Source organism: Campylobacter concisus (genome assembly GCF_002912425.1).
GTDB lineage: Bacteria > Campylobacterota > Campylobacteria > Campylobacterales > Campylobacteraceae > Campylobacter_A > Campylobacter_A concisus_AH.
This window is the reverse complement of record NZ_POYR01000194.1, coordinates 1-21,063: the sequence shown is the minus strand read 5'-3', so window position 1 is coordinate 21,063 and position 21,063 is coordinate 1. Positions and strand designations below refer to the sequence as shown.

Here is a 21,063-nt window from a genome sequence, read left to right as displayed (position 1 = left end):
AATTTAGTGGCAGTTTTGGCTGCCACTAGCTAAATTTCACTTCTCTAATTTGATTAGCTATTTTTTAAAGCGTTAGCCACCTTTAGAGCACTCGCAAATGCAAAATGTAAGTTGTATCCACCAAGCATACCGGTAATATCTAAAACCTCTCCTATAAAGTAAAGCCCTTTTACGCTTTTACTTTCTAAATTTTCATCTAAAAAATTAGTTTTTACGCCACCTTTTGTAACTTCAGCCCTTTCAAAGCCAAATGTCCCAGCTGGGGCAAATTCGTAAGCAAAAAGCCTTTTTATGATACTTTTTTCATCATCACTAAATTCATAATAAGCTCTATCTTTTAAACCAAAATTTCTTAAAAACTCCAGCACAAATCTCTTTGGTAAAGGTAAAACTGAACTAAGCTGCTTTTTACCATTTACTAAATTGATCTCACTAAATTTAGGCAGAAAATTTATGCAAATTCGACCCTTTTGCCAAAAGAGTGAAGCGTTTAGTATAGCTGGACCACTTATGCCCCTGTGCGTAAAAAGCAGATCGCCACTAAATTTATACAACAAGAGCAGGGGTAAAAATTTGAGAAAGGGTGAGCAAATAGGTTAAATTTATTTTAAATTTGGCTTTTATAGAGCAGCAGTAAATTAAATTTACTGCATATTTATGCTTCCAGCTGGAGCGGGCATATCGCCCTTTTCATCTACAAATGGAGGTCCTTTTTGAAGTAGCGCAGTCACTTCAGAGGCAACCTTTGGATCCATCTTAGCCATTATGGTTGAAATCTTTTTTGCATCAAGGGCGTAAAGTATGGTAGCAGCGTTTGACCTTGGCATTTGCGAGAGCACTTCGGCTGCTGCGCCATCTTTCATTTTAGCGTAGGATTCATTGACTTTGTCGGTTGTCATCGTGCGAAGCTCTTTTAAAATTTTCTCATTTTTAGCGACAACTTCGTCGATCTCTTTGCGTTTTTGCTCGATCACTTTCATCGTCGCATTTAGATCAGCCTCTTTTTTGGCGAGCTTTTTGTTGTTCTCTTCATAAGCCGCAGCCGAGCTTGCTCGAAAGACCTCTAGGGCTTGACGCTGCTCGTCGATGACCTCAAGCTCCTTTGAAATTTCCTCTTTTCTAGCTTCAAAGATCTGAGTGCAATCAACCGGCACTTCAAAGCAAAATGCAAAATTTATGACCATAAAAAAGAGTAAAACAGCTCTCATTACGCCTCGCTTTTGGCTGCAAATTTCATAACCGCAAACTCATCAAGAGCAAGCGCTTCAGCCTTTTGTATGCGTTTTATCTCTTTTTTAAATTCTTCTTTTTCTAGATATTTCATCTTTTCATACTCTAAATTTGCATTTTTATATTTGTGCTCGTAGTGCAAGACCTCTTTTTTTGCTATCTCTAAGCTCTCTTTGCAGGCACTTAGCTCGGCTCTTGCTATGTTTATGAGCTCTAAATTTTCTCTTAGCTCGCCTATGTTGCCACTTTTTGGCAGGCTAAACTCGTTGAGCTTGGCCCATAAGAGTGCTATTTTTTCTTCAGCATTTCTTACATTTAGCCTAGCAACGACGAGCTTAGCCTCTACCTTATCCATCTCCTGCTTTTTGACGCGGACGACGGAGGTAAATTTACTTTTCATCTAATGATCGTATCGCTTCTTTCAGGGCTTGTTGAGATGTAGCCGACCTTCACGCCAGTTAGCTCCTCTATACGCTCGATATACGCTCTTGCGTTTGCTGGCAAGTCTTCATATCTGCTGATACCTTTTACGCTGTCCCAGCCTGCAAGCTCTTCATAGATAGGCGTTGCATTTTCAAGGTCTGTTGGCACGTAGTCTATGGTCTCGCCGTTATATTGATATGCTTTGCAAATTTTTACCACTTCAAAGCCATCAAGCACGTCAAGTTTCATAAGCGCATAAGTATCGACGCCATCAAGCCTTGAAGCGTATTTTACGCTTACTGCATCAAACCAACCACAACGTCTGCGGCGGCCTGTTGTCGTGCCAAATTCTTTACCGATCTCGCACATCTTATCGCCATTTGTGCCTTTGTCTTCAGTTGGAAAAGGTCCGTGTCCTACGCGAGTTGTATATGCTTTGATGACACCTATTACCTTGCCTATCTCTTTTGGATTTAGTCCAAGGCCTGTGCAAGCGCCAGCGCTTATGGTATTTGAGCTAGTTACATAAGGATATGTGCCGTGATCGATGTCTAAAAGTGTGCCCTGAGCGCCTTCAAGCAGGACTTTTTTATCTTCATCAAGCGCTTTCCAAACTAAATTTGTAGTGTTTGCGATAAATGGAGCAAGCACCTCTTTATATCTTTTTAGCTCTTCAAGTAGCTCATTTTCTTCAGGTATCTTTACGCCAAGAGCGTCAAATACTGGTTTGTTTGTTTCAAAATCATGCATCAAAGCATCGCACAAGCGCTCTGGCTCAAGTAGCTCGCCAACTCTGTGGCCGCTTCTACTTATCTTGTCTGCGTATGTTGGTCCGATGCCTTTGCCAGTCGTTCCGATCGCTTTTTCGCCTTTTAAGCGTTCTTTTGCTTGATCAACTTGGCTGTGGTAGCTTAAATTTAAGTGTGCTTTGTCGCTTATATAAAGTCTACCCTCTAAGTTATCAAACTGCGCCATCTCGGTGATGAGCACCTCTGGAGAGACAACGACGCCGTTGCCGATGATATTTATGATATTTTTGTGCAAAATTCCGCTTGGGACAAGGTGAAGCGCATATCTTACGCCATCGACCCAGATCGTATGACCAGCGTTGTGGCCACCTTGAGAGCGACAAATCATGTCATAGTTTAGTCCTAGCATATCAACTATCTTGCCTTTGCCCTCATCACCCCATTGAACACCAACTACTAAATCAGCCTTTCTCATTCTTACTTCCTTAAATTAATTTTTTCTTCTATCAATGCATCAGTATAAACAGCGAACCCGCTGCTTGAAATATCGTCTATTTCATAGTTTCCGCCACTTGCTAAGATGGCGTTGTCTTTTAAAAATCTAAAAAATAAACTATCATAATATCTCATTTTTGAGTAATATAGCGGAACTATTCTTAAATTTTTATATTCTAGTGATTTGGCTACGCTTTGTAAATTTTTCAGCGCCTCTTTTAGCTTATCAGGGACTAAATTTATTATCTCATCAAGCTCGCTAGCGTCCTTTAAAAGGGCTAGTTTGCTAAGCCACGGCACGTTTTGAGCTAAAATTTTTTCTAGCCATGAGTTTTCAAAAATTTCTATCTCTAAGTTTAAAATTTCGCAAATTATCCTTGGGATTTGCATGTTGCTAAGCTGCAAACAAGCGCCGATCTCAAGCTCGCTAAAGAGCTTTGCTACGATGTTTATGCTCTTTAAAATGTCGTTTTCGCCGATAAGCTCAGCGCCTATTTGATAAATTTCTTGGCTTGGGTAGCGAAAGACTGGCTGGATGTAAAACCACCTCTTTGGCTCGTTCGCTTTAAGCCTTCTAAGCACGATCCTAACGGTATCAACAGTGCTATCAGCTCTTAGGCTTATCTCGTGGTTTAGACTGTCGCTAAAGCGCAGAAGGTTTGTCGCATCTACGCTTAGATGTTGATGATACGAAAAAAACGGCGTTACGATCTCGCTAAAACCCTCATCTTCTAAAATTTCACTCGCTTTTTGCTCGATTTTTCTCTTTAGCTTTGCGCTTTTTGCAAAGTAAAGTTTGCTTCCGTTTGGGATCTCGTGCTCATAAACATTTATATCACTCAACTCTTATCTCCTTACTAAAACCTAAATTTATATCGCACTCTTTGATGATGGACATGGCTAGATTATAGAGTTCGCCGCTGTCGCTGCTACTTGCTAGTTTGTTTAAATTTATAGAAATTTCTTGATTAAATTTACCTATATTTTTTATTTCATCTTCTATTTTTTGTTTTAGGCTTTGTGTTAGTTTGTCGTCTTGATTTAAATTTGCTATCACTTCGTTTGCAAGCTCTTTTAGCACGACTAAGCCTTTGAAAAGCTCGAAATTTTCGTTATTTTTATAGTCTTTTATGTGTAGATATGGCCTTTCAAATTTAAACAAAGCAGCATCTTTTGCCAAAAGCGCTAATGAGAAAATGTTGCCTTGAAATTTATCAAAACCAAGACCAAGTAAAAACTCAAGCGTTCTTTTGTCATCGATATTTTTTATAGTCGCATTTAGTCCAAATTTATCAGCCACAAACCTTATCATATTTATGCTCTCAAGCGCCTCTTTTGAGCTAAAGATATGCTTGCAAAATTTATTATCTATGTTAAAGCGGTTTGTCTTTAGCATACCAAGAGCTTCGATCGAGCTTGAGTATGAGGCAAAATCATCAAGCGAGAAGTGTATGCCAAGCTCTTTATATTTTCTCACATAAATTTCTAAAACTTCTAAATTTGTAGCTGTTGCAGCGTCGATAACATCGATGATAAGCCCAGTTGGATCAAGGCTTTTATCCTCTTCAAATATCGCTTTAAATTTATGCCAAAACTCCTCTGTAAAGAGCTTTTTAACGCTTAAATTTACGCGGACCTTTGCGCTTATGCCATTTTCTAGCCACATTTTTCTTGCTAAAAGCGCCTCTTTTATCGTAAATAAAGCGATATTGCTTGATGCGCTACTTGTCCTTATAAGTGGTAAAAAGTCGCTTGGGTAGATGATCTCGCCATCTTTTCTCCATCTAATAAGCGCTTCAAAACTTAAAGTCTCGCCCGTGCTAAAGCTGATCTCTGGTTGAAATTCTAAAAACATCTCGCCAGCGTCAAGCGCTTTTAAAATTTTTGAGCCATCTTCGTACTGGCTCTTAAAATAGACATCTTTTTTCGCATCAAATGTATAGCTTCTGTTTTTGCCACTTATCTTGGCTTGATACATCGCCCAGTCGGCTCTTTGTAGCACATCATCAGCCCCAAGCTCACTATCAGCCAAGGCTATGCCTATGCTAGCGCTTACTTTTAGTTTTAGCTCATCTATCTTTACTTCATCTGAAGCTAGCCTTAGCATATTTTGCGCTATCTCATAGACTTCACCTAAATTTTCGTAGTTTATAACGCCTACAAACTCATCTCCGCCTATCCTTGCAAAGATATTTTTGCCATTAAACATAGCGCCTATTTTTTCAGAGATAGCTACTAAAAATTTATCGCCTATTTGGTGACCGAAGTTGTCGTTTATCCCCTTAAAATCATCAATATCAAGGTAGATGACGGCTATTTTTTGTTCATTTTTTTGTATGAGAGAATTTAGCTTGTTGTAGAGTAAAAATCTATTTGGTAGCTTTGTAAGCGGATCGTGATATGCGATAAATTCTAGATATTTCTCATTTTGAGCTTCGTTATTTGCAAGCATTGCGAGCATGATGTAACCAGTTCTTTTTTCGCTCGCATCGATAAGTGGTAAAATTTCTATGACTTCAAGCTTGCTCTTATTTTTATTATTTTCACTCCAAACCTTGCCACTCCACGAGCCACCTTGGTTTATGGTCTCTATGATCTGGTGTTTTATATCACTTAAGCCTTGCTTTATAAAGGTGATATCTTTTAGATATACGCTATCTTTTGCGCCCGCACTTTCAAAAAATGCGTCATTTGCGTCAATAACCCTCATCTCCTCATCAAGCAAAACGACCTCTTCTTTGCTAAATGAGAAAATTTTTGCAAGCAGGTCTTGGCAGACAAAGAAGCTATCTTCTAGGCTAAGGTCTCTTAACGTGCCTTTTATCAAGCTTACTTCGCCAAATTCGTCGTATTCAAGCGCTTTTGCCCTTAGTCTAAAGTGTAAAATTTCTTTATCTATGCTGTAAAGCTTGATATCTTTGATATATGTTTGAGCATCTCTTAAGCTCTCAAAAAAGCTATAAAAACTATCAAACTCATCGACAAAGACCGACTTTGCCTGCTCGAAATTTAGAGTGCTTTGCGTGCCAAGAATTTTACTTAGCTCATCTGAGATGTTGAGCATATCACTTCTTTTATCCCAAGTAAAGACATTTGCCTCACTCGCCCAAAGCAGTGCTTTGCTCTCTTTGCTTTGTTTTTCAAATCTCTCTTGAAGCTTTAGCATATCGCTAAGATCGGTAAATGAGTAGATGACCTTTTGCCCTTCTGCATCGATAAATTTAGCCTTTATCTTAAATGGAATTTTCTTTCCGTAAGCGTTTGTCATATTTGCTATGAAATTTAGCTCTTCATTTTTAAAGCTTGCTTGCAAAAAGGCTTTTTTACTTGCTAGCACGGCAGCTTTAAAGCTATCAAAGTCCTCGCTTGCGATGATATCTTCTAAATTTATGAGACCTTGGCTTTGAACATTAAAAATTCTCTCGACATTGTTTGTGCTTTGGATGATCAAAAATGGCTCTTGTGCCGAAGCGATAGCAATGACATTTGGCGATAAAAAGACGTAGCTTTTGATGATATCGTCATTTCTTTGTGTCATCTTTTCTTGAGTGATATCTTTTATGAGTATGTAATTTAGCCTTGTGTTTTCTAGCTCAAAGCTACTTTGGGTTGCTAAAACGTCGATTATCTCGCCATTTTTACGCCTTAGCTTAGCTTCATACGATAGATCATTATTGATAGCGTTTTCTCTATCTTCTGCTAAATTTTTAGACTCTTCTTCAAGTAGCTCTTTGATATTTAGATCTGCTACGTCATCTTTTTTGTAGCCTAGTTTTTCTAAAAGAGCGTTGCTAATGTCCGTGATGACGCCAGTATAAGCGTCATAGACCACGATCTTTAAAAAGCTCTTTTCAAATACATAGCCAAATCTACTCTCGTAGCTTTGTGCCGTCTCGTAAGCTTTATCTCTATCTTCGTAGAGTTTTTTGATGCTGTTATTTAGCGAGGTAAATTCTTTTATGTCAAATTCTTCATCAGTTGGCTTGCTTTTATCTGCCGCAAAGAGTGTGATCCTGGTAAATGGAGAGAGAATTTTATCTTTTATATATGAGTTATCACGTAGCCAAAGTATGCTAAATGCGACAAAACACAAGAATGAAAGCACGACTAGAACTAGCTGGATAAAGATCTGTGCCTGCCTACTAGAGCCTGTTATGACAAATAGCTTTTGCTCCTCTAGGTAGCTGATCTTATAAAAATTCATATCCTTTAGTTTAAAAATGATCTTGTCAGCTTTAAACTCGCCACCTTGCGAGATGTATTTGTTAAAGTCTTCTTTTATAAATTTTCTATAAAACTCATCTCTTGAGAGGTTGCCATCTTTATCGACCAAAAAGACGTATGCGGCAAGGTTTTTATTGTAGCCTGTATCGACCTTGTTTTTTAAAAGATTTGGATTTAGCTGAACGAGAATTTTATTGCCATTTTTTAGCCCGTAAGCTATGTAGATATCTTTAAAGCGTCTATTTTTATAAAATCTATCAGAGAGCCTAAACTCGCCTGCTTTTATATCTGAAAACCACGAGATATCGTAGTCGTGTAGCTCAAAAGCGCCCTCAAATTTACGCTCATAAAGCAAGGAGTTGTCTTTTGCTATCACGTAAAAAGCGGTGTAGAATTTACTTACAACAGTATCTTCATAAAATGGCTCTACGCCGTTTGCTATGAGTCTTGCCTTTGTGGTGATATTGTCTTTTACCTCTACAAATGTATTGACGATATTGTTTCTAGTGATTAAATTTAGCGTTGAAATTTCATATTTTATATCGTTTATGCCAGCAAATATGACAAAAAGTGCAAGAAAGATGAAGGCAAAAAGAAGTAGTGCTATCTTTACATAGAACCTCTTAAAAATCTGCAAAACTGGTTTAGCGCTATTTTTTTGCATTAAATTTAAGCCTCGCTTTTTAAAACTAGCCATGATTTTAACGCAAATTTACTTTTTTTAGCTTATAAAATGCCTTTTTGTTTAAATTTAAAGAGATCACAGGGCTTTTGCCCCGTGAGTTAGTAGATCCAAGTAACTACTTCGGCTCTTTGTCTGCGTAGTTTTTCTGGCTGTGGGTTTAAGCGGTAGCCAAATGGCACTACGATAGCCACTCTTTTTTCGCTCTCATCAAGACCTAAAATTTCATTTAAAGCGTGTCTGTCAAAGCCTTCCATCGGGCAGCTATCTATGCCAAGGCTAGCGGCTGCGTTCATCATATTTGTCGCAGCTATCATGCACTGCTCGTGTGACCACTGAAAGGTTAGCTCATCGTCATTTTTAAAATTTGATAGTAGAAAAAATTTCTGCCTTGCAGCGATAGCTTCAATATTTTTGTCGTCTCTTCTAGCGATCATTTTATCGATATAGCTACTACCAACTTTTACCTCTTTGATCTTTGCTAAGATGACAACCAAATGCGAGCAAGAGGTGATCTGCACTTGGTTCCACGAAACAGCTTTTATCTTCTCTCTAAGTTCTTTGTTTTGCACGACCAAAAAGTCCCACTGCTCAAGCCCAGTCGAGCTTGGGCTTAGTCTGCCAGCCTCTAGGATAAAGTCAAATTCGCCAGCGCCGATCTTTTTGCTCTCGTCAAAAATTTTGCAAGCGTGACGAAATTTTAAAATTTCAAGATAGTTCATCATATCTCCTTTGTTAAATTTCTTGACATTATAAAGCGACTAGGTAAATTAAAAGAAATTTAGCCAGACTTTAGCTGGCTTTAAAATAGGCTAAATTTAGCCTAGAGTTAGTTTAAAAATATATCAAACTCGCCTTTTTGGATAGTTTCTGCGATGATGGCTGAGTGCTCATAGCCAGCCTCTTTTAGGCGTGATAGGGCTAAGCTTGCATCGTTCTCGCTAACAGCTATCAAAAGTCCGCCAGAGGTTTGCGCATCAAAAAGCAAGATATCAGCCTCTTTGCTCACAAAATGCTTTGCAAATTCACGGTTTTTGTAGCTTCCCTCTGGGATGATGCCCATATCGGCAAATTCTTTTGCACTTGCGATCACTGGCACATCTTTTTCAAAGACTTTAAAGCTGATCTTGTCGTTTAACATCTCACTTAAATGCCCTAAAAATCCAAATCCAGTCACATCGGTAGCAGCATAAACCTTGATGTCACTTAGCGCTTTTAGAGCGTAGAAATTTAGCTGAGCCATGATGCCTGCGACCTCATTTATTTGCTCCATGCTTAGTAGATCAGCCTTGATCGCTGTGCTTAAGATACCGCTACCAAGAGGCTTTGTGAGGATCAAAACATTACCAACTTCTGCTGTGTTATTTGCCCAGAAATTTTTAGGATTTACCTTGCCAGTCGCACTTAGCCCATAATACATCTGCTGTGTCTCTATCGTGTGTCCGCCAACGATGACGCCGCCACACTCTCTTACTTTATCGGCTCCTCCTTGCAAAATTTCGCCTAAAATTTCAGGCGCAAGGTTGCAACTATCAAAGCCCACGATGTTTAGAGCGTTTATCACCTCGCCGCCCATCGCAAAGACGTCGCTTAGGCTGTTTGCAGCAGCGATCTGACCATAGATAAATGGATCATTTACTACTGGCGTGATAAAGTCAAGCGTCTGAACAAGCGCAAGATCGTCTGAGAGCTTAAAAACGCTCGCATCTTCGTTTGAGCCGATGCTTGAGAGCAGGTCTGGATGAGATAAATTTAAACTACTAATCGTTTTGTGAAGACCCGACGGGTCAAGCTTAGCAGCTCAGCCAGCGGCTCTAACAAACTGCGTAAGCTTTTTGTCGTGATAGATCATAGTTTGATTTGCTCGTGAGTTGAGAGTATGTCGATGATCTCATAGGCGTTTGAAATTTCGCCAACTGCAAGATCGCTCACTAGTTTATAAGCCTCCAAGCAGCTTCCGCAGCTTAAAATTTGAACGCCAGTAGCTTCAAGATCTTTAAGTGGCTTAAAGCTTGGATGTGCGCGGTTTGTGGTCATCTTAACGGCGTTATTTACGCAGATGATTATCTTTGGTTTTTTCTCTACTTGAAGAAGTGCGCCTAGAAATTTTGATAGCAAATTTATGCCAACTTCGCCGCTACCTGCGCGCTCTTCGTTTAGATAGAGCACTTTTTCGCTTTTTGGCGTGATGTCGCAGACAAATTCGTCAAAATTTGTAAGCTCAAGTGCGCTTTTGCCCTTGATGGCTAAAATTTTAGTCTCATTGCCGTTGCTTTCTAGGCTAAATTCTATATTTTGATTTTTTAAAAATCTTGAGATATTTTCTTTTGGAGTTAGGGCATTTACGATGATCTCTAGGCTCTCTCCCTCATTTAAACCCTCAAGCGCGTTTTTAGTCATGATGACTGGTTTTGGGCACTCTAAATTTCTGCAATCAATTGTTCTTGTCATTGTTTTTCCTTTGTGATTAGTATTTCAAACCTTGAAACTGATTTTGGATTATAGCTAAAAAATATTAATTTTTTAAAAGGATTTGTGCTGTGAAATTTGCTATAAAAGAGAGTTTGACCCTGCGTAAGTCGCAAGGTCAAGGTTGATTATTTTAAATTTGTGTAAGATTTTTCGTAGTCAGATACTGGGATCTTGTTTTCTTTAACAAGCTCTTGATACCAGTAGTGGTGAAGTACATAAACCTCTTCTTCTTCTTTGTATCCAGTGACCATTGACCAGATAGCGCCATGTATAGCGATCGCAGCCATATAGATATGAACTAAGAAAAATACCGCACAGACGATGCCAAGGCAGTTGTGGATAACTACGCTATATCTTAAAAGATCGATTTGAGAGATACCAAACCAACTAGCAACCGCTGGCTCTTTAATATCCATGAAATACATGATCGCACCAGTGATGATCATCACGATACCACCAGGGATAGCGATCCAGTACCATGCCTTTTGACCAGCGTTAAATTTACCAGCAGGGACTGGTTTTTTCTTCTTTGATAGATAACCACCAACTATCATCATCCATCTGATGTCATAAACAGCTGGAAGCATTCTGATAGTCCAAGCAAATAACATAGGAAGCACAGAAATAGCAAATATAATAGTCGCTATATCGTGCAAGTATCTACAGAAACGCACAAATGTGCCACCGCCAAGCTCTGCACCCCACATGATGATGATGCCAGTTGGCACTAAGATGATCCAAGAGATCGCAGCTAAGCCGTGAGCTATACGTTCGATCAGTGAAAACGCAAATACTTTTTTGCCATCGTGACTAAAGTGTTTTGGTCCGATGATCAAGAAGTGTAGCACGAACGCGCCGATAACAGCTAAAATGATAGAAAGTGCAGCTATCGCGAAGTAGTCGTTGCCTTGTATAAAAGTAAATATCGGGCCCCAGCCATGCTCATAAGGCTTGATATTTTCTATCCTCTGTGCTGCCCAAATGGTGCTGTCAAATTGATTGACGCCAGTTGGTCCTTCAATGGCCATTGCCGCAACGGACAATGTAAAAAGTAGAGTAAGAATTCTCGTCATTTTATTCCTTTATTTGCTAAAGCTTAAATGATTTAAGCTTTGGTTAAATATGCTAAAATCACACAGCTATGCCGTTTTGTGGCTATTATATCAGAGCTAATCACAAGCAAACCTTAGCAAAAAAGATTACTAAAATTTTTATAAAAAATATTTAAGTTTTGTTAATTTTGATAAACACTGATATAAATTTTGAGCAGTAAAAATCTCAATTTTTTACCTAAAAACGTGGTTAAATTCAAATTTAGAAATGGTGCTAGATAAATTTGAATATTTTTATCAAAAAGCCAATGATTTATAAATTTAGCTTTTTAACTCAAAATACCTTATTAAATTTATATTTTCTAAAAATTGAATTAAAATATCAAAAGCATTTTAGATCTCTATTAAAAGGCGAAGCAATGGACATTTACGCTCTTATATTTGATGACTACGAGACGCTTGATCTTATGGGTCCGGTGGAGTTTTTAGCAAGGGTGCCTGAGATGAAGATAAGCTACGTCTCGTTTGATGGTGGGATGAAAAGAAGCAAGCAAGGCTTTCTTATAAAAACAAAAAAGCTTAGCAAGATGCCAAAAGAGAGCGTCTTGCTGCTTCCTGGAGGTCAGGGCACAAGGGCGCTTGTAGATGATAGTGAGTTTATTTCTAAGCTTAAAGAGTGCGTTTTGGCATCTAAATTTTGCCTAAGTGTATGCACTGGCTCGGCGCTCATCGCTCGCACTGGAGAGCTTGACGGCTTAAAGGCTACCTCAAATAAAAGATCGCTTGAGTGGGTAAAAAGTTGCGGCAAGGCTGTAAAATGGCAAGAGCGCGCTAGGTGGGTGAGGGCAGGTAAATTTTACACAGCTTCGGGCGTGGCTGCTGGCATGGATATGGCGCTTGGCTTTATCAGCGATCATTTTGGCAAGGAGCTAGCCCAAAATATCGCAACCGAGACTGAATACAACTGGCAAAAAAGCTCAAAGATAGATAAATTTGCCAAAATTTATGGGTATTAAATTTAAGGTGGCTTGTGACCTTTTGATAAAGTCAGAAATCTACTAAATTTTAAAAAAGATAGCAAGCTAAGATAGCTTTAGTAAAAGTATTAAGATAAATTTTGTAGATAATAAATTTAAATTAGTTTGGAGTTCGCAGTCCGGCTATAAATTTGCCAAATTTAATAAGTTTAAATTTTGAAAACGAAAATAGCTTCAAGATAAATTTTAAATTTAAGCAATTCAAGCTGTTTTTCGAAATTTACAAGCCAGATAAATTTGACCTATCTTAAATTTAAAAAGCCAAATTTACCTTCAAAAAGCAAAATTCTAGTTCCTGCGCCTATACTCTTCGTAGTCTAGCTCGCGGATCATTTTAACCTCGCCATTTTCTTTTAGAAGTAGCAGATCGGGCAGTTTTATGCCGTTAAATGTTGTATTTTTCACGATGGTGTAGTGAATTTGATCTTCAAAGATGACTCGGTCGCCAATTTTTAGCTCGCTATCAAATTTATACTCCGCATCGCCAGCCTCAAGCCCCACGATATCGCCAGCTAGGCAGGTATTTCCGCCAAATCTATAAGTAAATTTGCCATTTTCGCTCTCGCCTCTAACGGCTGGTCGGTAGGGCATGAGCACGGTATCTGGCATGTGCGCCTCGGCTGAGGTGTCAAGGATGGCGATATCTTTCTCGTTATGCACGATGTCAAGCACGCTACTTATCAAAAAGCCAGTCTGCCAGCCCACAGCCTCGCCAGGCTCCAGATAGACCTCTACGCCGTACTTCTCGCGAAAGCGTCTGATGATATTTATAAGCAGCTCCACGTCGTAATCAGCCCTCGTGATATGGTGGCCGCCGCCCATATTTATCCACTTCATCTTTGGGATAAACTCGCCAAATTTCTCCTCAAACGCCTCCAGCACGGTCTGCAAGCTGCTAGCACTCTCCTCACAAAGCGCGTGGAAATGAAGCCCAGTGATGCCTTCAAGAAGCTCTGGCTTAAAATTTGCTCTCGTGATGCCAAGCCTGCTAAATTTACCGCATGGGTTGTAGCTATCAGTTGGCGCTAGTGAGACCTCTGGATTTACGCGCAGTCCACAGATAACGCCATTTTGCAGGGCAATGCCTTTAAATTTTTGCCACTGAGCAAAAGAGTTAAATGTGATGTGCTTTGAAATTTTTAAAATTTCATCAAAATCCTCATCTTTAAAGGCTGGGCTATACGTGTGGATCTCGCCTTTTACGTATTCGCTCGCAAATTTGGCCTCGTGAAGCCCACTGCAAGTCGCTCCGTCAAGGTATGAGCCCACCAAGTCCATCACTCCGCTAAAGGCAAAACCTTTAAGGGCCACTAAAATTTTAGCTCCACTTTGCTCTTTTACATACTTTAAAAGCTCTAAATTTTTACGTACTTTTGCCTCTTCGCAGACGTAGGCTGGGGTTTTTATGCTTTTTAAAATTTCGTTCATTTGCTTTCTCTTTTGTAAATTTTCAAATAAGTATATCTAAATTTATTTTTAAGTAAAATCAGCAAAAATTTCAAAGGATAAAATGTGGTAGAGATCGAATTTCTTGGGCCTATCGGGCTTGAGAGTATAAAAATAGAAGCAAAAAATTTAGGCGAGGTAAAAGCGGCTTTAAGCGAGAAAGAAGAGCTTAAAAAGTGGCTAAATATCTGCGCTGTGGCTGTAAATGACGAGATCGTGAGCGATATAAATTTCGCTCTTAAATCAGGCGATAAAATTTCTATCTTGCCACCAGTTTGTGGAGGCTAAAATGCAAATTTATAATGGAAGCTTGGACGTTCAAAGCATCACAAACGAGTGGTATGATAGGTTTAAGGATAAAAACTGCGGCGCGCTCATCACTTTTGTGGGCATAGTGCGCGAAGAGGGCGGGATTTCGGCGCTTAGCTTTGATATCTATGAGCCGATCCTTAAAAAATGGCTAGACGCTTGGCAGGAGAGAGCCAAAAAGGAAAATGCCTACGTGCTCTTTGCTCACTCAAAAGGCGATGTGGCGGTGCATACGAGCTCTTATGTAGCAGGCGTTGTTAGCCCTCAAAGAAAGGTCGCGCTAAGGCTTATAAACGAGTTTGTCGAGGACTTTAAGGCAAATGCGCCTATCTGGAAATATGACGTGATAAATGGCGAGAGAATTTACGCCAAAGAGCGCAGCCAAGCGATAAATGGTGCTGGACTTTTGGCATAAAAAGGGCAAAGATGATAACCAAAGAGAGTAAAAAAGATGTTTTTTGGGCACTAGCCTTTGGGTTTGGGCTCTTTGTCTTTAGCATCGTTGGATATTTTTACCTAGATCTTGGTACGCCCTCTCTTTTTGGTGTCATCGTTGGCGCCATTTCAACCTTTTTTTGCGTGAGAAAGATCTTGCAAAACAACTTTTTTGAGATAGATGATGATGGATTTGTCATAAAAAAAGGCTCAAAAAATATCAAATTTTTCTTCAAAGATATCGATGAGATCGCCATTAAGAGCTTTGGCGATAAGAAAAAGGTCGATGCGTTAAGTGTTAAATTTAGAAAAAATCGCCTCGATAGAGATGCTTGTTTTGGCCTAGTGCAAGCGCTTGGCGATGATATGATCGTCATTTTTGACAGATATGAGCTTTCGCAATTCACTCTTTCAAAAGAGCTTCGAGATAGGCTTGCTAAATTTAAAGATAGGGCGTAAAAGCTTTTTAATTCGTGTAACTTTCAAGTTTTTCGTGGTCGATGATGAGAAATTCGTGCGGTGTGATCTTTCTGATGATGTCGTCTTTGATAAGCTCATTAAAGGCTGTTGAGGCGCTTTGGCGCTTGAGACCAACAAAGCTTGAGAGCACTTTTAGAGAAAATGGCAAAAACACGTATCGGTAGCCATTTTGTTTTAGATCTTGCTCATTTGCAAGCTCGATCAAGAAATTTGCGATCCTGCCCTTTGCGTCCTCAAAAAGTATCGACTTTGTGATCTGGCGCTGCACGATTATGGTGTTTAGAGTGGTTGTTAGGATCTCGCTTGCAGCTTTTTGATTGTGCAAAATTTCGCCGATATTATCTAGTCTAATGACGTAAATTTGGGCATCTTCAAGCACTTCAAAGGCGCAGTTGTCATCGAGTATGGCGATGTTGTTTTTTTCTAAATGATAAAGGATAAATTCCTCGCCATCTTCAAAAAATGAGAGCTTTGCTGAGCCGGTTTTTAAGATGATGATCTCGATATCTTCGGTGTAGATCGTGCTTGTTTTTGGCAGCTCTTTAAACTCAAATTTCTCCAGCTCATCTTGTGTTAAGATATCTAAAATATGCGTTTGTAAAAGCCCTAAGCGTGATTTTTTCATCTTTCTCCCAAAAAAGTGTAAGGGCTGATTTTACTTTATAAAGCATTTAAATAAGTTGAAATTTATCTTTTTTGAAGTCAATTTTTTTCAAATTCTTTTAAAAATAGTGATAAATTTAGGGGTTTGGCTGCATAAAATGCAACCAAATTTTAAAAGCCGTGCAGCTCTTTTATCTTCTCATCTATTGGTTTTTTGTGCCCATCTTTTGTCACACTAACATAGGTCGCAGTAGCGCTTGTGACGTGTATAGTCTCTCTAAAACCGCCGTCATTTAGCCTAAGTGCAGTCACTTCTATCTGCGTTGTTATCGATGTTTTACCAACTGCGATGATCTTTGCGTAGCAGCTTAGCACGTCGCCAACAAAGACTGGTTGTTTAAAGATGATCTCTTTCATCGAAATAGTCACAACTCGCTCAGGCGAAATTTCTCTAGCAGCCTGCGCACCTGCAAGGTCGATCTGACTCATTATCCAGCCACCAAAGATATTGCCAGCTGAGTTTGTATCTTTTGGTAGCATAACTTGCTTTATGCGTGGCTCGCCAAAGTCCTTTAAAATGTCCATTTTTTGCCTTTTAGATTTTAAATTTTTGGTAAATTGTAGCAAATTTTAATGGCTTTATGCTAAAATCCTGCAACTTTAAGGGATGAAAAGATGAATGATTTTAAAAGACTAAACGAACTTACAAAAGAGCAAAAATCCAAGCTAAACGCGATTTATAAAAATTTAGATGACAAGATCATAACTGAAGCTGTGAAAATTTGCGGCCTTACTGGCACACCAAGCCAAAAGCTAGCCCTTGCAAGAAGGATAGTTGATCTTAAAGTTGATCCACTTCAAAATGAGCTAAAAAAGCTAAATTTAGGTGAGAACGAGCAAAAACGCGTGCTAAATTTGATCTATGGCTACGTTAGAAATTTATATGAAAATCTGCACGCCCAGCTTATAAAAAAGGCACGTGATGAGCAAATTTTAGACCCGTTTTTTCAAGCCTTTGTAGAGGCTATGCATGAGCTTGGGCTTAGTCTAAATGCGTGGCAAATTTCATGGCAAGAAAAGATAATAGACACCACAAATAAAGAGTTTGAAGCTAAATTTAAAGATCTAAGCGAGGCAAATGAGTTTATCACTAAAAACAGCTTATTTCAGTGTGACGCTAACGGCGTAAGGGCTGATAGAGCTTACGGCGCAGTTTGCAAAGAGGGCGAGAAATTTAGCTTTTTGCCTTACGCACTTGCCTTTAAAGATGAGGTTAGAGAGCTTAAAAAAGTATTTACAAAAAACCTTGAAATTTTAAGAAATTTAGCTCAAAATGACGAGCAAAAATCTTACGTAAAATACCTTGAAAAGCTGCAAAACGCCTTTTGCGAAGAGAATAATGCAAAGGTGATAAATGCTTGGCAAGAGGCTGAGATAGCATGGATGGATGTAAAAGGCGCGCTTCAGCCGGGCCATCCGCTGGAGTACTACGAGGATGCCTACACGCACGCAGTCGCACTTGAGTGGGACATCAGGCTGGTCGATAGCGAGGGCATTGACGAGCTTAAATTTAAAGAGAAAGTGGCAAAAACTTACAAAAGTGTTTGTGAAAAGATAAAATTTGATAACGCCGCGACAAACAAGGCAGTTAGCGAAAATATCGCTAGAACGCAGCTTTATATAAGCGTGCCGATGATCTATTACGCAGCGGAGCTAAACGGACTTTTTAGCGCCCAGGTCGTGCCAAATGACGAGAGTGTGAGCGCAAAATGCGGCAAGAAAATTTTTGCCTTTGTAAATCACGTCTATGAGGGCGCAAAGGCAAAGCCTTTTATGAAGCTTGGAGCTGAAATTTTTAGCAAGGAATTTTTGGATTTTGGCAGAGAAATTTTATTTTTAAAGCCAAAAATTTGGAAAAAAGTATATGAAATTTCAACGATCGGCCATGAGTTTGGACACATCCTCTTTATCGGGCTTGATACTGAGATGAGCATGAATAAAAGTGGCGTCTTTAAATTTATCGAAGAGTACAAGGCGACGACTGGTGGGCTAGTAAATTTCTTTTTGCACGAAGAGGCGGAGTACAAAATGGCCGTCTTTCATGAGCTAATAGCTCGCGCGGTTGGGCTTATCGCGTGGCGAAAGGTCGATGAGGTGAGGGCTTATTACTGCGAGGGGCTCATGCATCTTAGTTTGCTTTTTAGGGCTGGAGTGCTTAAATTTGACGGCAAACTAAGCGTGGATATGAGCGAGCAAGCTTACGCTAAATTTAAAGAAATTTGCTTGCAAAACTACTTCGATCTAGCGCAAACATACGCTAAAAAAGCTGATGCGAGCACGTTTTTGGAGAAATTTTGCCAAAAAGATGAGCTAAGCTATCTGCCAAAAGATGAAGAGTGCAAGAAATTTGTTGAGCATTTTTACGCTAGGTACGAGGCTATCGGCAACGATGTTGATGATAGCGGCGAGTGGCAAAGGTGGCAAAAGCTAGCCCAGGAAGCGGAGAGTGGCCGTGCTTGATAGGATAACAAATTTTCACAACGGCTCTTTTTTATTTATATTTGCCCTGATTATTGCTTATTTTTCTGCTATTTATCTGGGGGATCAGTTTTATCTGACAGCCATATCAGTTGGCACTGATGTAGTGATCGCCATATTTTTGTTCTTTTTATTAAAAAGTAGTAGAAATTTAAACTCATACTGGACCTATATATTTTTAGCTATAGCGAGCTGGGCGTTAGCAGATATCCTTTTATTGCTTTATGATAGATCGCTTCTCATGCACGGAAATATCTCTCGTACGGAGCTTATGCAAATTTTATATTTGATCCCATTTTTTATGTTTATCGTCTCTTTTGTCGCCTTTTTTACAAGGATTTTAAAAAGAGTGATATGGCAACAAGTCGCGGTAGATGCGCTTGCTTTGATGCTTATAACGGTTAGTTTTTTTTGGTTTGTAGTTTTTGATAAAAGTTTAGTAGTAGCGCTTAATCAAGAATTTGTGACTAGCCTTTCATATATCATAATGGATATTTTTATCTTTTGCTTTGTCTTTGTTGTCGCATTTTCACTAAATTTTGTATCAAAAAAACCAGTTTTTAGCTATAAAAGAGTTAGCCTACTTTTATATCTGTTAGCCTTGCTTATCATTTGCATTTGCGATGCATACTACTCGTCAAAGGCCTTTTTGTCATACGGTGGTACAAATGTTCATTATGAGTTTTTCTTTAAAGTTGCATTTTTTATTATATTTGTAGCTTGCTTGCACCTAAAGGAAAACGAGGCAAATATCAAGATAAGAAGTTACAGAAAAGACTATATAAGGGCGCTTATATATAAATTTATCACCTTGCTTATCGTATCTTTACTCTTTTTAGGAGCTGCTAATACAGATAAAATTTACTCTGTTTGGATAGTTTTTCTACTTATGGTTTTGCTAGCCTATGCAGCGCTAATTTATAGTATCTCAAGTACAGTTGCTATGAGGGATTTAGCTAGATCTGAAAGGCATATCATCGCTAAACTAGATGAAGAGATCCAAGATAGTTTAAGAGAGCTTGAAGAGAAAAACGAGCGCTTAAGGCAGCTTAGCGAATTTGACTCACTCACTGGGCTTTTAAATAGACAGTCATTTTTAAGCAAACTATCAGAGATGATAAAGACCAAAGCGCTTGGCGAAAAGATAGATATTTATAGCATCGACATCAACCACTTTAAGGCTATAAACGACTCATACGGCCACTACGTGGGTGATGAGGTGCTTTTGAAATTTTCTAAAAATATAAAAGCAATCTTGCCAGAGGGCGCTATCGTCTCAAGGTTTGGCGGCGATGACTTTATGATAGTTTTAAAGCAAAAAAATGAGGGGCATTATAGAGAATTTTTATACTATCTGCTAAACATCATAGCCGAGCAAATCTCAGTTGGCGATTACAAGATAGCTCTTGGAGCAAAGGTTGGCGTTAGCTCAACGCAAACAAGTGAAATTTTAGCTGATGATCTTATTATGCAAGCTGGAGCGGCACTTGATGCAGCAAAAAGAGATGTTAATACAAAATATGTCTTTTACGATGATATAAAAGAGATCATTCAGGAGAAAAACTACATAGAAATTTTGCTAAATTCTATGAATTTTGATGAGGAATTTAGCCTAAATTTCCAGCCGCAGTATCTGCTAAATGGTAAAAAGATAATAGGCGCTGAGGCATTAATTAGATGGAACTCTCCAGTAAAAGGCTTTGTAAGTCCGGCTAAATTTATCCCAGTAGCCGAGCAAAGCTCAATTATAAATACAATAGGAATATGGGTGGCAAAAGAGGCCATAAGGCAGATGAGCTACTGGAACAAAAAGTATGGCATCAGCCTAAAAGTTGGCATCAATATCTCGCCAAAACAGGTTGATAATGTAAATTTTGCATCGGATATCTTTGGCTTTGTTGAAGAATTTGGTATGGATCCAAAGTGCGTTGATATCGAGCTTACAGAGGCAAGCCTCGTCAATGCCGAAGAGATAATGCAAACAGTCCTAAAGAAATTTTCAGATAAAGGCATGAGCATCTCGATCGATGACTTTGGCACCGGCTTTTCATCGATGAACTACATCAAAAAGTATCCGCTAGATAGGCTAAAGATCGCAAAAGAGCTAGTTGATAATATTGCTATAAATGAGATCGATAGAGACGTTGTAAAAAGTGTTATAACTCTAGCTAAAAATATCGAGCTAAAGACGATCGCTGAGGGTGTTGAAGATAAAACTCAGCTTGAAATTTTAAGAGAGCTAGGCTGCGATGAGATACAAGGTTATTTCTGGGGCAAGCCGATGAACGCTAAAGACTTTGAAGAGCTCATAAGAAGCACGCTTGATCACATCTAAGCTTGTAAATTTACAAGCTTAGCCTATAACGCTTTTGTAGTCTAAATTTTCAAAAAGTAGTAGCTCTTTTTTGCTCTCTTTTATAAGCGCTTTTACTAGATCTGAGGTCTCTTTGTTTTTTGGCAAGACTAGATGGATTTTTTCATTTATAAAGATGACAAAGATATTTTTAAGCTCGTAAATTTCACTTACATCTTTTATGTCAAAAATTTCATTTTCTTTCGGTTCATTTTCGTAAAATGCCAAATTTTTCTCATCTACTTCAAAGATCATCTCTTTTTTAAAGTCTGAAATTTCTAAGCTTTTTAGCACCGATTTTCGTCTATTTTTTAAAAAAATTGGATAAAAAATGATCCAAAAAATAGCAAAAATGACGCTGATAATAGTAAAAATTTTAGTTTTTAAGAGCATGTCAGCGACAAATCCAGCTATAATAGCCTCCGTAAAAATCATAAAAACATTTATAAAATACTGTTTTCTAGCCTTTTTTGAGAAAAATAGATTAAATGCTTGGTAGTCTATTAAATTTTCTCCAGATAAGACGATATTACAT

Annotated in this window: 20 protein-coding genes; 6 read left to right on the top strand and 14 right to left on the bottom strand. The window is 38.7% G+C overall.

The genetic code is table 11. The features are described 5' to 3' along the window. Positions 1-53: 53 nt before the first annotated feature. From CYP84_RS10375 to CYP84_RS10330, 10 genes are all read right to left on the bottom strand, one after another. Positions 54-554, bottom strand: coding sequence for an NAD(P)/FAD-dependent oxidoreductase (locus CYP84_RS10375; protein WP_103637473.1), 501 nt, complete (start codon positions 552-554; stop codon positions 54-56). A 90-nt stretch (positions 555-644) separates the two neighbouring features. After that, positions 645-1,208, bottom strand: a complete 564-nt coding sequence (locus CYP84_RS10370) for a MotE family protein (RefSeq protein ID WP_009295375.1) — start codon at positions 1,206-1,208, stop codon at positions 645-647. Further along, the gene (locus CYP84_RS10365; protein WP_103637472.1) at positions 1,208-1,630 is read right to left on the bottom strand and encodes a flagellar export protein FliJ; all 423 of its coding nucleotides are present in this window, start codon (positions 1,628-1,630) and stop codon (positions 1,208-1,210) included. Before CYP84_RS10365 ends, CYP84_RS10370 begins: the two co-directional genes overlap by 1 nt. Next, on the bottom strand, positions 1,627-2,877 hold the full coding sequence (locus CYP84_RS10360) for an adenylosuccinate synthase (protein WP_012140419.1): 1,251 nt from the start codon (positions 2,875-2,877) through the stop codon (positions 1,627-1,629). Before CYP84_RS10360 ends, CYP84_RS10365 begins: the two co-directional genes overlap by 4 nt. 2 nt (positions 2,878-2,879) lie before the next feature. Then, a complete protein-coding gene (locus CYP84_RS10355) occupies positions 2,880-3,740 on the bottom strand; it encodes an ATP phosphoribosyltransferase regulatory subunit (RefSeq protein ID WP_103637471.1) in 861 nt (286 codons plus the stop codon). After that, positions 3,733-7,785, bottom strand: a complete 4,053-nt coding sequence (locus tag CYP84_RS10350) for a diguanylate cyclase domain-containing protein (protein ID WP_258033937.1) — start codon at positions 7,783-7,785, stop codon at positions 3,733-3,735. Before CYP84_RS10350 ends, CYP84_RS10355 begins: the two co-directional genes overlap by 8 nt. Before the next feature lie 119 nt (positions 7,786-7,904). Then, positions 7,905-8,525 carry an NAD(P)H-dependent oxidoreductase gene (locus tag CYP84_RS10345; RefSeq protein WP_021092100.1) on the bottom strand — a complete coding sequence of 207 codons (621 nt, stop codon included), beginning with the start codon at positions 8,523-8,525 and terminating at the stop codon, positions 7,905-7,907. 107 nt (positions 8,526-8,632) lie between these two features. After that, complete coding sequence (gene selD, locus CYP84_RS10340) at positions 8,633-9,655, bottom strand: selenide, water dikinase SelD (protein ID WP_180996417.1); 1,023 nt, start codon at positions 9,653-9,655, stop codon at positions 8,633-8,635. Further along, on the bottom strand, positions 9,652-10,254 hold the full coding sequence (yedF, locus tag CYP84_RS10335; RefSeq protein WP_103637469.1) for a sulfurtransferase-like selenium metabolism protein YedF: 603 nt from the start codon (positions 10,252-10,254) through the stop codon (positions 9,652-9,654). The genes selD and yedF overlap by 4 nt, the downstream gene beginning before the upstream one ends. 146 nt (positions 10,255-10,400) lie before the next feature. After that, a complete protein-coding gene (locus CYP84_RS10330; protein WP_021092159.1) occupies positions 10,401-11,348 on the bottom strand; it encodes a formate dehydrogenase subunit gamma in 948 nt (315 codons plus the stop codon). Between the two features lie 398 nt (positions 11,349-11,746). Here CYP84_RS10330 and CYP84_RS10325 point away from each other — a divergent pair, with 398 nt between their 5' ends. Further along, the gene (locus tag CYP84_RS10325; RefSeq protein WP_103637486.1) at positions 11,747-12,343 is read left to right on the top strand and encodes a DJ-1/PfpI family protein; all 597 of its coding nucleotides are present in this window, start codon (positions 11,747-11,749) and stop codon (positions 12,341-12,343) included. 309 nt (positions 12,344-12,652) lie between these two features. Here the strand turns inward: CYP84_RS10325 and nspC are convergent, their stop codons facing one another. Continuing rightward, on the bottom strand, positions 12,653-13,792 hold the full coding sequence (gene nspC, locus CYP84_RS10320) for a carboxynorspermidine decarboxylase (RefSeq protein ID WP_103637468.1): 1,140 nt from the start codon (positions 13,790-13,792) through the stop codon (positions 12,653-12,655). Between the two features lie 84 nt (positions 13,793-13,876). Between nspC and CYP84_RS10315 the strand changes: the two genes are divergently transcribed. From CYP84_RS10315 to CYP84_RS10305, 3 genes are read left to right on the top strand one after another with little or no spacing between them, the layout of a single operon-like run. Next, positions 13,877-14,098 carry a MoaD/ThiS family protein gene (locus CYP84_RS10315; RefSeq protein ID WP_103567953.1) on the top strand — a complete coding sequence of 74 codons (222 nt, stop codon included), beginning with the start codon at positions 13,877-13,879 and terminating at the stop codon, positions 14,096-14,098. 1 nt (position 14,099) lies between these two features. Next, positions 14,100-14,534 carry a molybdopterin synthase catalytic subunit gene (locus CYP84_RS10310; RefSeq protein WP_103567954.1) on the top strand — a complete coding sequence of 145 codons (435 nt, stop codon included), beginning with the start codon at positions 14,100-14,102 and terminating at the stop codon, positions 14,532-14,534. Positions 14,535-14,545: 11 nt separating this feature from the next. After that, positions 14,546-15,013, top strand: coding sequence for a molybdate transport repressor (locus tag CYP84_RS10305; protein ID WP_103637467.1), 468 nt, complete (start codon positions 14,546-14,548; stop codon positions 15,011-15,013). Between the two features lie 7 nt (positions 15,014-15,020). Here CYP84_RS10305 and CYP84_RS10300 read toward each other — a convergent pair whose 3' ends face one another. Continuing rightward, positions 15,021-15,659: a Crp/Fnr family transcriptional regulator gene (locus tag CYP84_RS10300; RefSeq protein ID WP_103581147.1), complete on the bottom strand. Its 639-nt coding sequence runs from the start codon at positions 15,657-15,659 to the stop codon at positions 15,021-15,023. A 149-nt stretch (positions 15,660-15,808) separates the two neighbouring features. Then, the gene (locus CYP84_RS10295) at positions 15,809-16,222 is read right to left on the bottom strand and encodes an acyl-CoA thioesterase (protein WP_009295346.1); all 414 of its coding nucleotides are present in this window, start codon (positions 16,220-16,222) and stop codon (positions 15,809-15,811) included. A 90-nt stretch (positions 16,223-16,312) separates the two neighbouring features. On the opposite strand from CYP84_RS10295, the gene ciaB reads away from it, so the two are divergent. Both ciaB and CYP84_RS10285 read left to right on the top strand, forming a co-directional pair. Beyond that, complete coding sequence (ciaB, locus tag CYP84_RS10290) at positions 16,313-18,157, top strand: invasion protein CiaB (protein ID WP_103637466.1); 1,845 nt, start codon at positions 16,313-16,315, stop codon at positions 18,155-18,157. After that, positions 18,150-20,510 (top strand): putative bifunctional diguanylate cyclase/phosphodiesterase, encoded by a 2,361-nt coding sequence (locus CYP84_RS10285; RefSeq protein WP_103637485.1) that lies wholly within the window; start codon positions 18,150-18,152, stop codon positions 20,508-20,510. Before ciaB ends, CYP84_RS10285 begins: the two co-directional genes overlap by 8 nt. Before the next feature lie 18 nt (positions 20,511-20,528). Here the strand turns inward: CYP84_RS10285 and CYP84_RS10280 are convergent. Next, on the bottom strand, positions 20,529-21,063 hold a 535-nt coding region (locus CYP84_RS10280; RefSeq protein WP_103637465.1), incomplete at its 5' end, for a hypothetical protein.

Coding starts and splice junctions, on each gene's coding strand:
- CYP84_RS10325 (WP_103637486.1), top strand. CDS start 11,747: ATGGACATTTACGCTCTTATATTTGATGACTACGAGACGCTTGATCTT.
- CYP84_RS10330 (WP_021092159.1), bottom strand. CDS start 11,348: ATGACGAGAATTCTTACTCTACTTTTTACATTGTCCGTTGCGGCAATG.
- CYP84_RS10305 (WP_103637467.1), top strand. CDS start 14,546: ATGATAACCAAAGAGAGTAAAAAAGATGTTTTTTGGGCACTAGCCTTT.
- CYP84_RS10360 (WP_012140419.1), bottom strand. CDS start 2,877: ATGAGAAAGGCTGATTTAGTAGTTGGTGTTCAATGGGGTGATGAGGGC.
- nspC (WP_103637468.1), bottom strand. CDS start 13,792: ATGAACGAAATTTTAAAAAGCATAAAAACCCCAGCCTACGTCTGCGAA.
- CYP84_RS10345 (WP_021092100.1), bottom strand. CDS start 8,525: ATGAACTATCTTGAAATTTTAAAATTTCGTCACGCTTGCAAAATTTTT.
- CYP84_RS10310 (WP_103567954.1), top strand. CDS start 14,100: ATGCAAATTTATAATGGAAGCTTGGACGTTCAAAGCATCACAAACGAG.
- yedF (WP_103637469.1), bottom strand. CDS start 10,254: ATGACAAGAACAATTGATTGCAGAAATTTAGAGTGCCCAAAACCAGTC.
- ciaB (WP_103637466.1), top strand. CDS start 16,313: ATGAATGATTTTAAAAGACTAAACGAACTTACAAAAGAGCAAAAATCC.
- CYP84_RS10300 (WP_103581147.1), bottom strand. CDS start 15,659: ATGAAAAAATCACGCTTAGGGCTTTTACAAACGCATATTTTAGATATC.
- CYP84_RS10295 (WP_009295346.1), bottom strand. CDS start 16,222: ATGGACATTTTAAAGGACTTTGGCGAGCCACGCATAAAGCAAGTTATG.
- CYP84_RS10370 (WP_009295375.1), bottom strand. CDS start 1,208: ATGAGAGCTGTTTTACTCTTTTTTATGGTCATAAATTTTGCATTTTGC.
- CYP84_RS10365 (WP_103637472.1), bottom strand. CDS start 1,630: ATGAAAAGTAAATTTACCTCCGTCGTCCGCGTCAAAAAGCAGGAGATG.
- CYP84_RS10350 (WP_258033937.1), bottom strand. CDS start 7,785: ATGCAAAAAAATAGCGCTAAACCAGTTTTGCAGATTTTTAAGAGGTTC.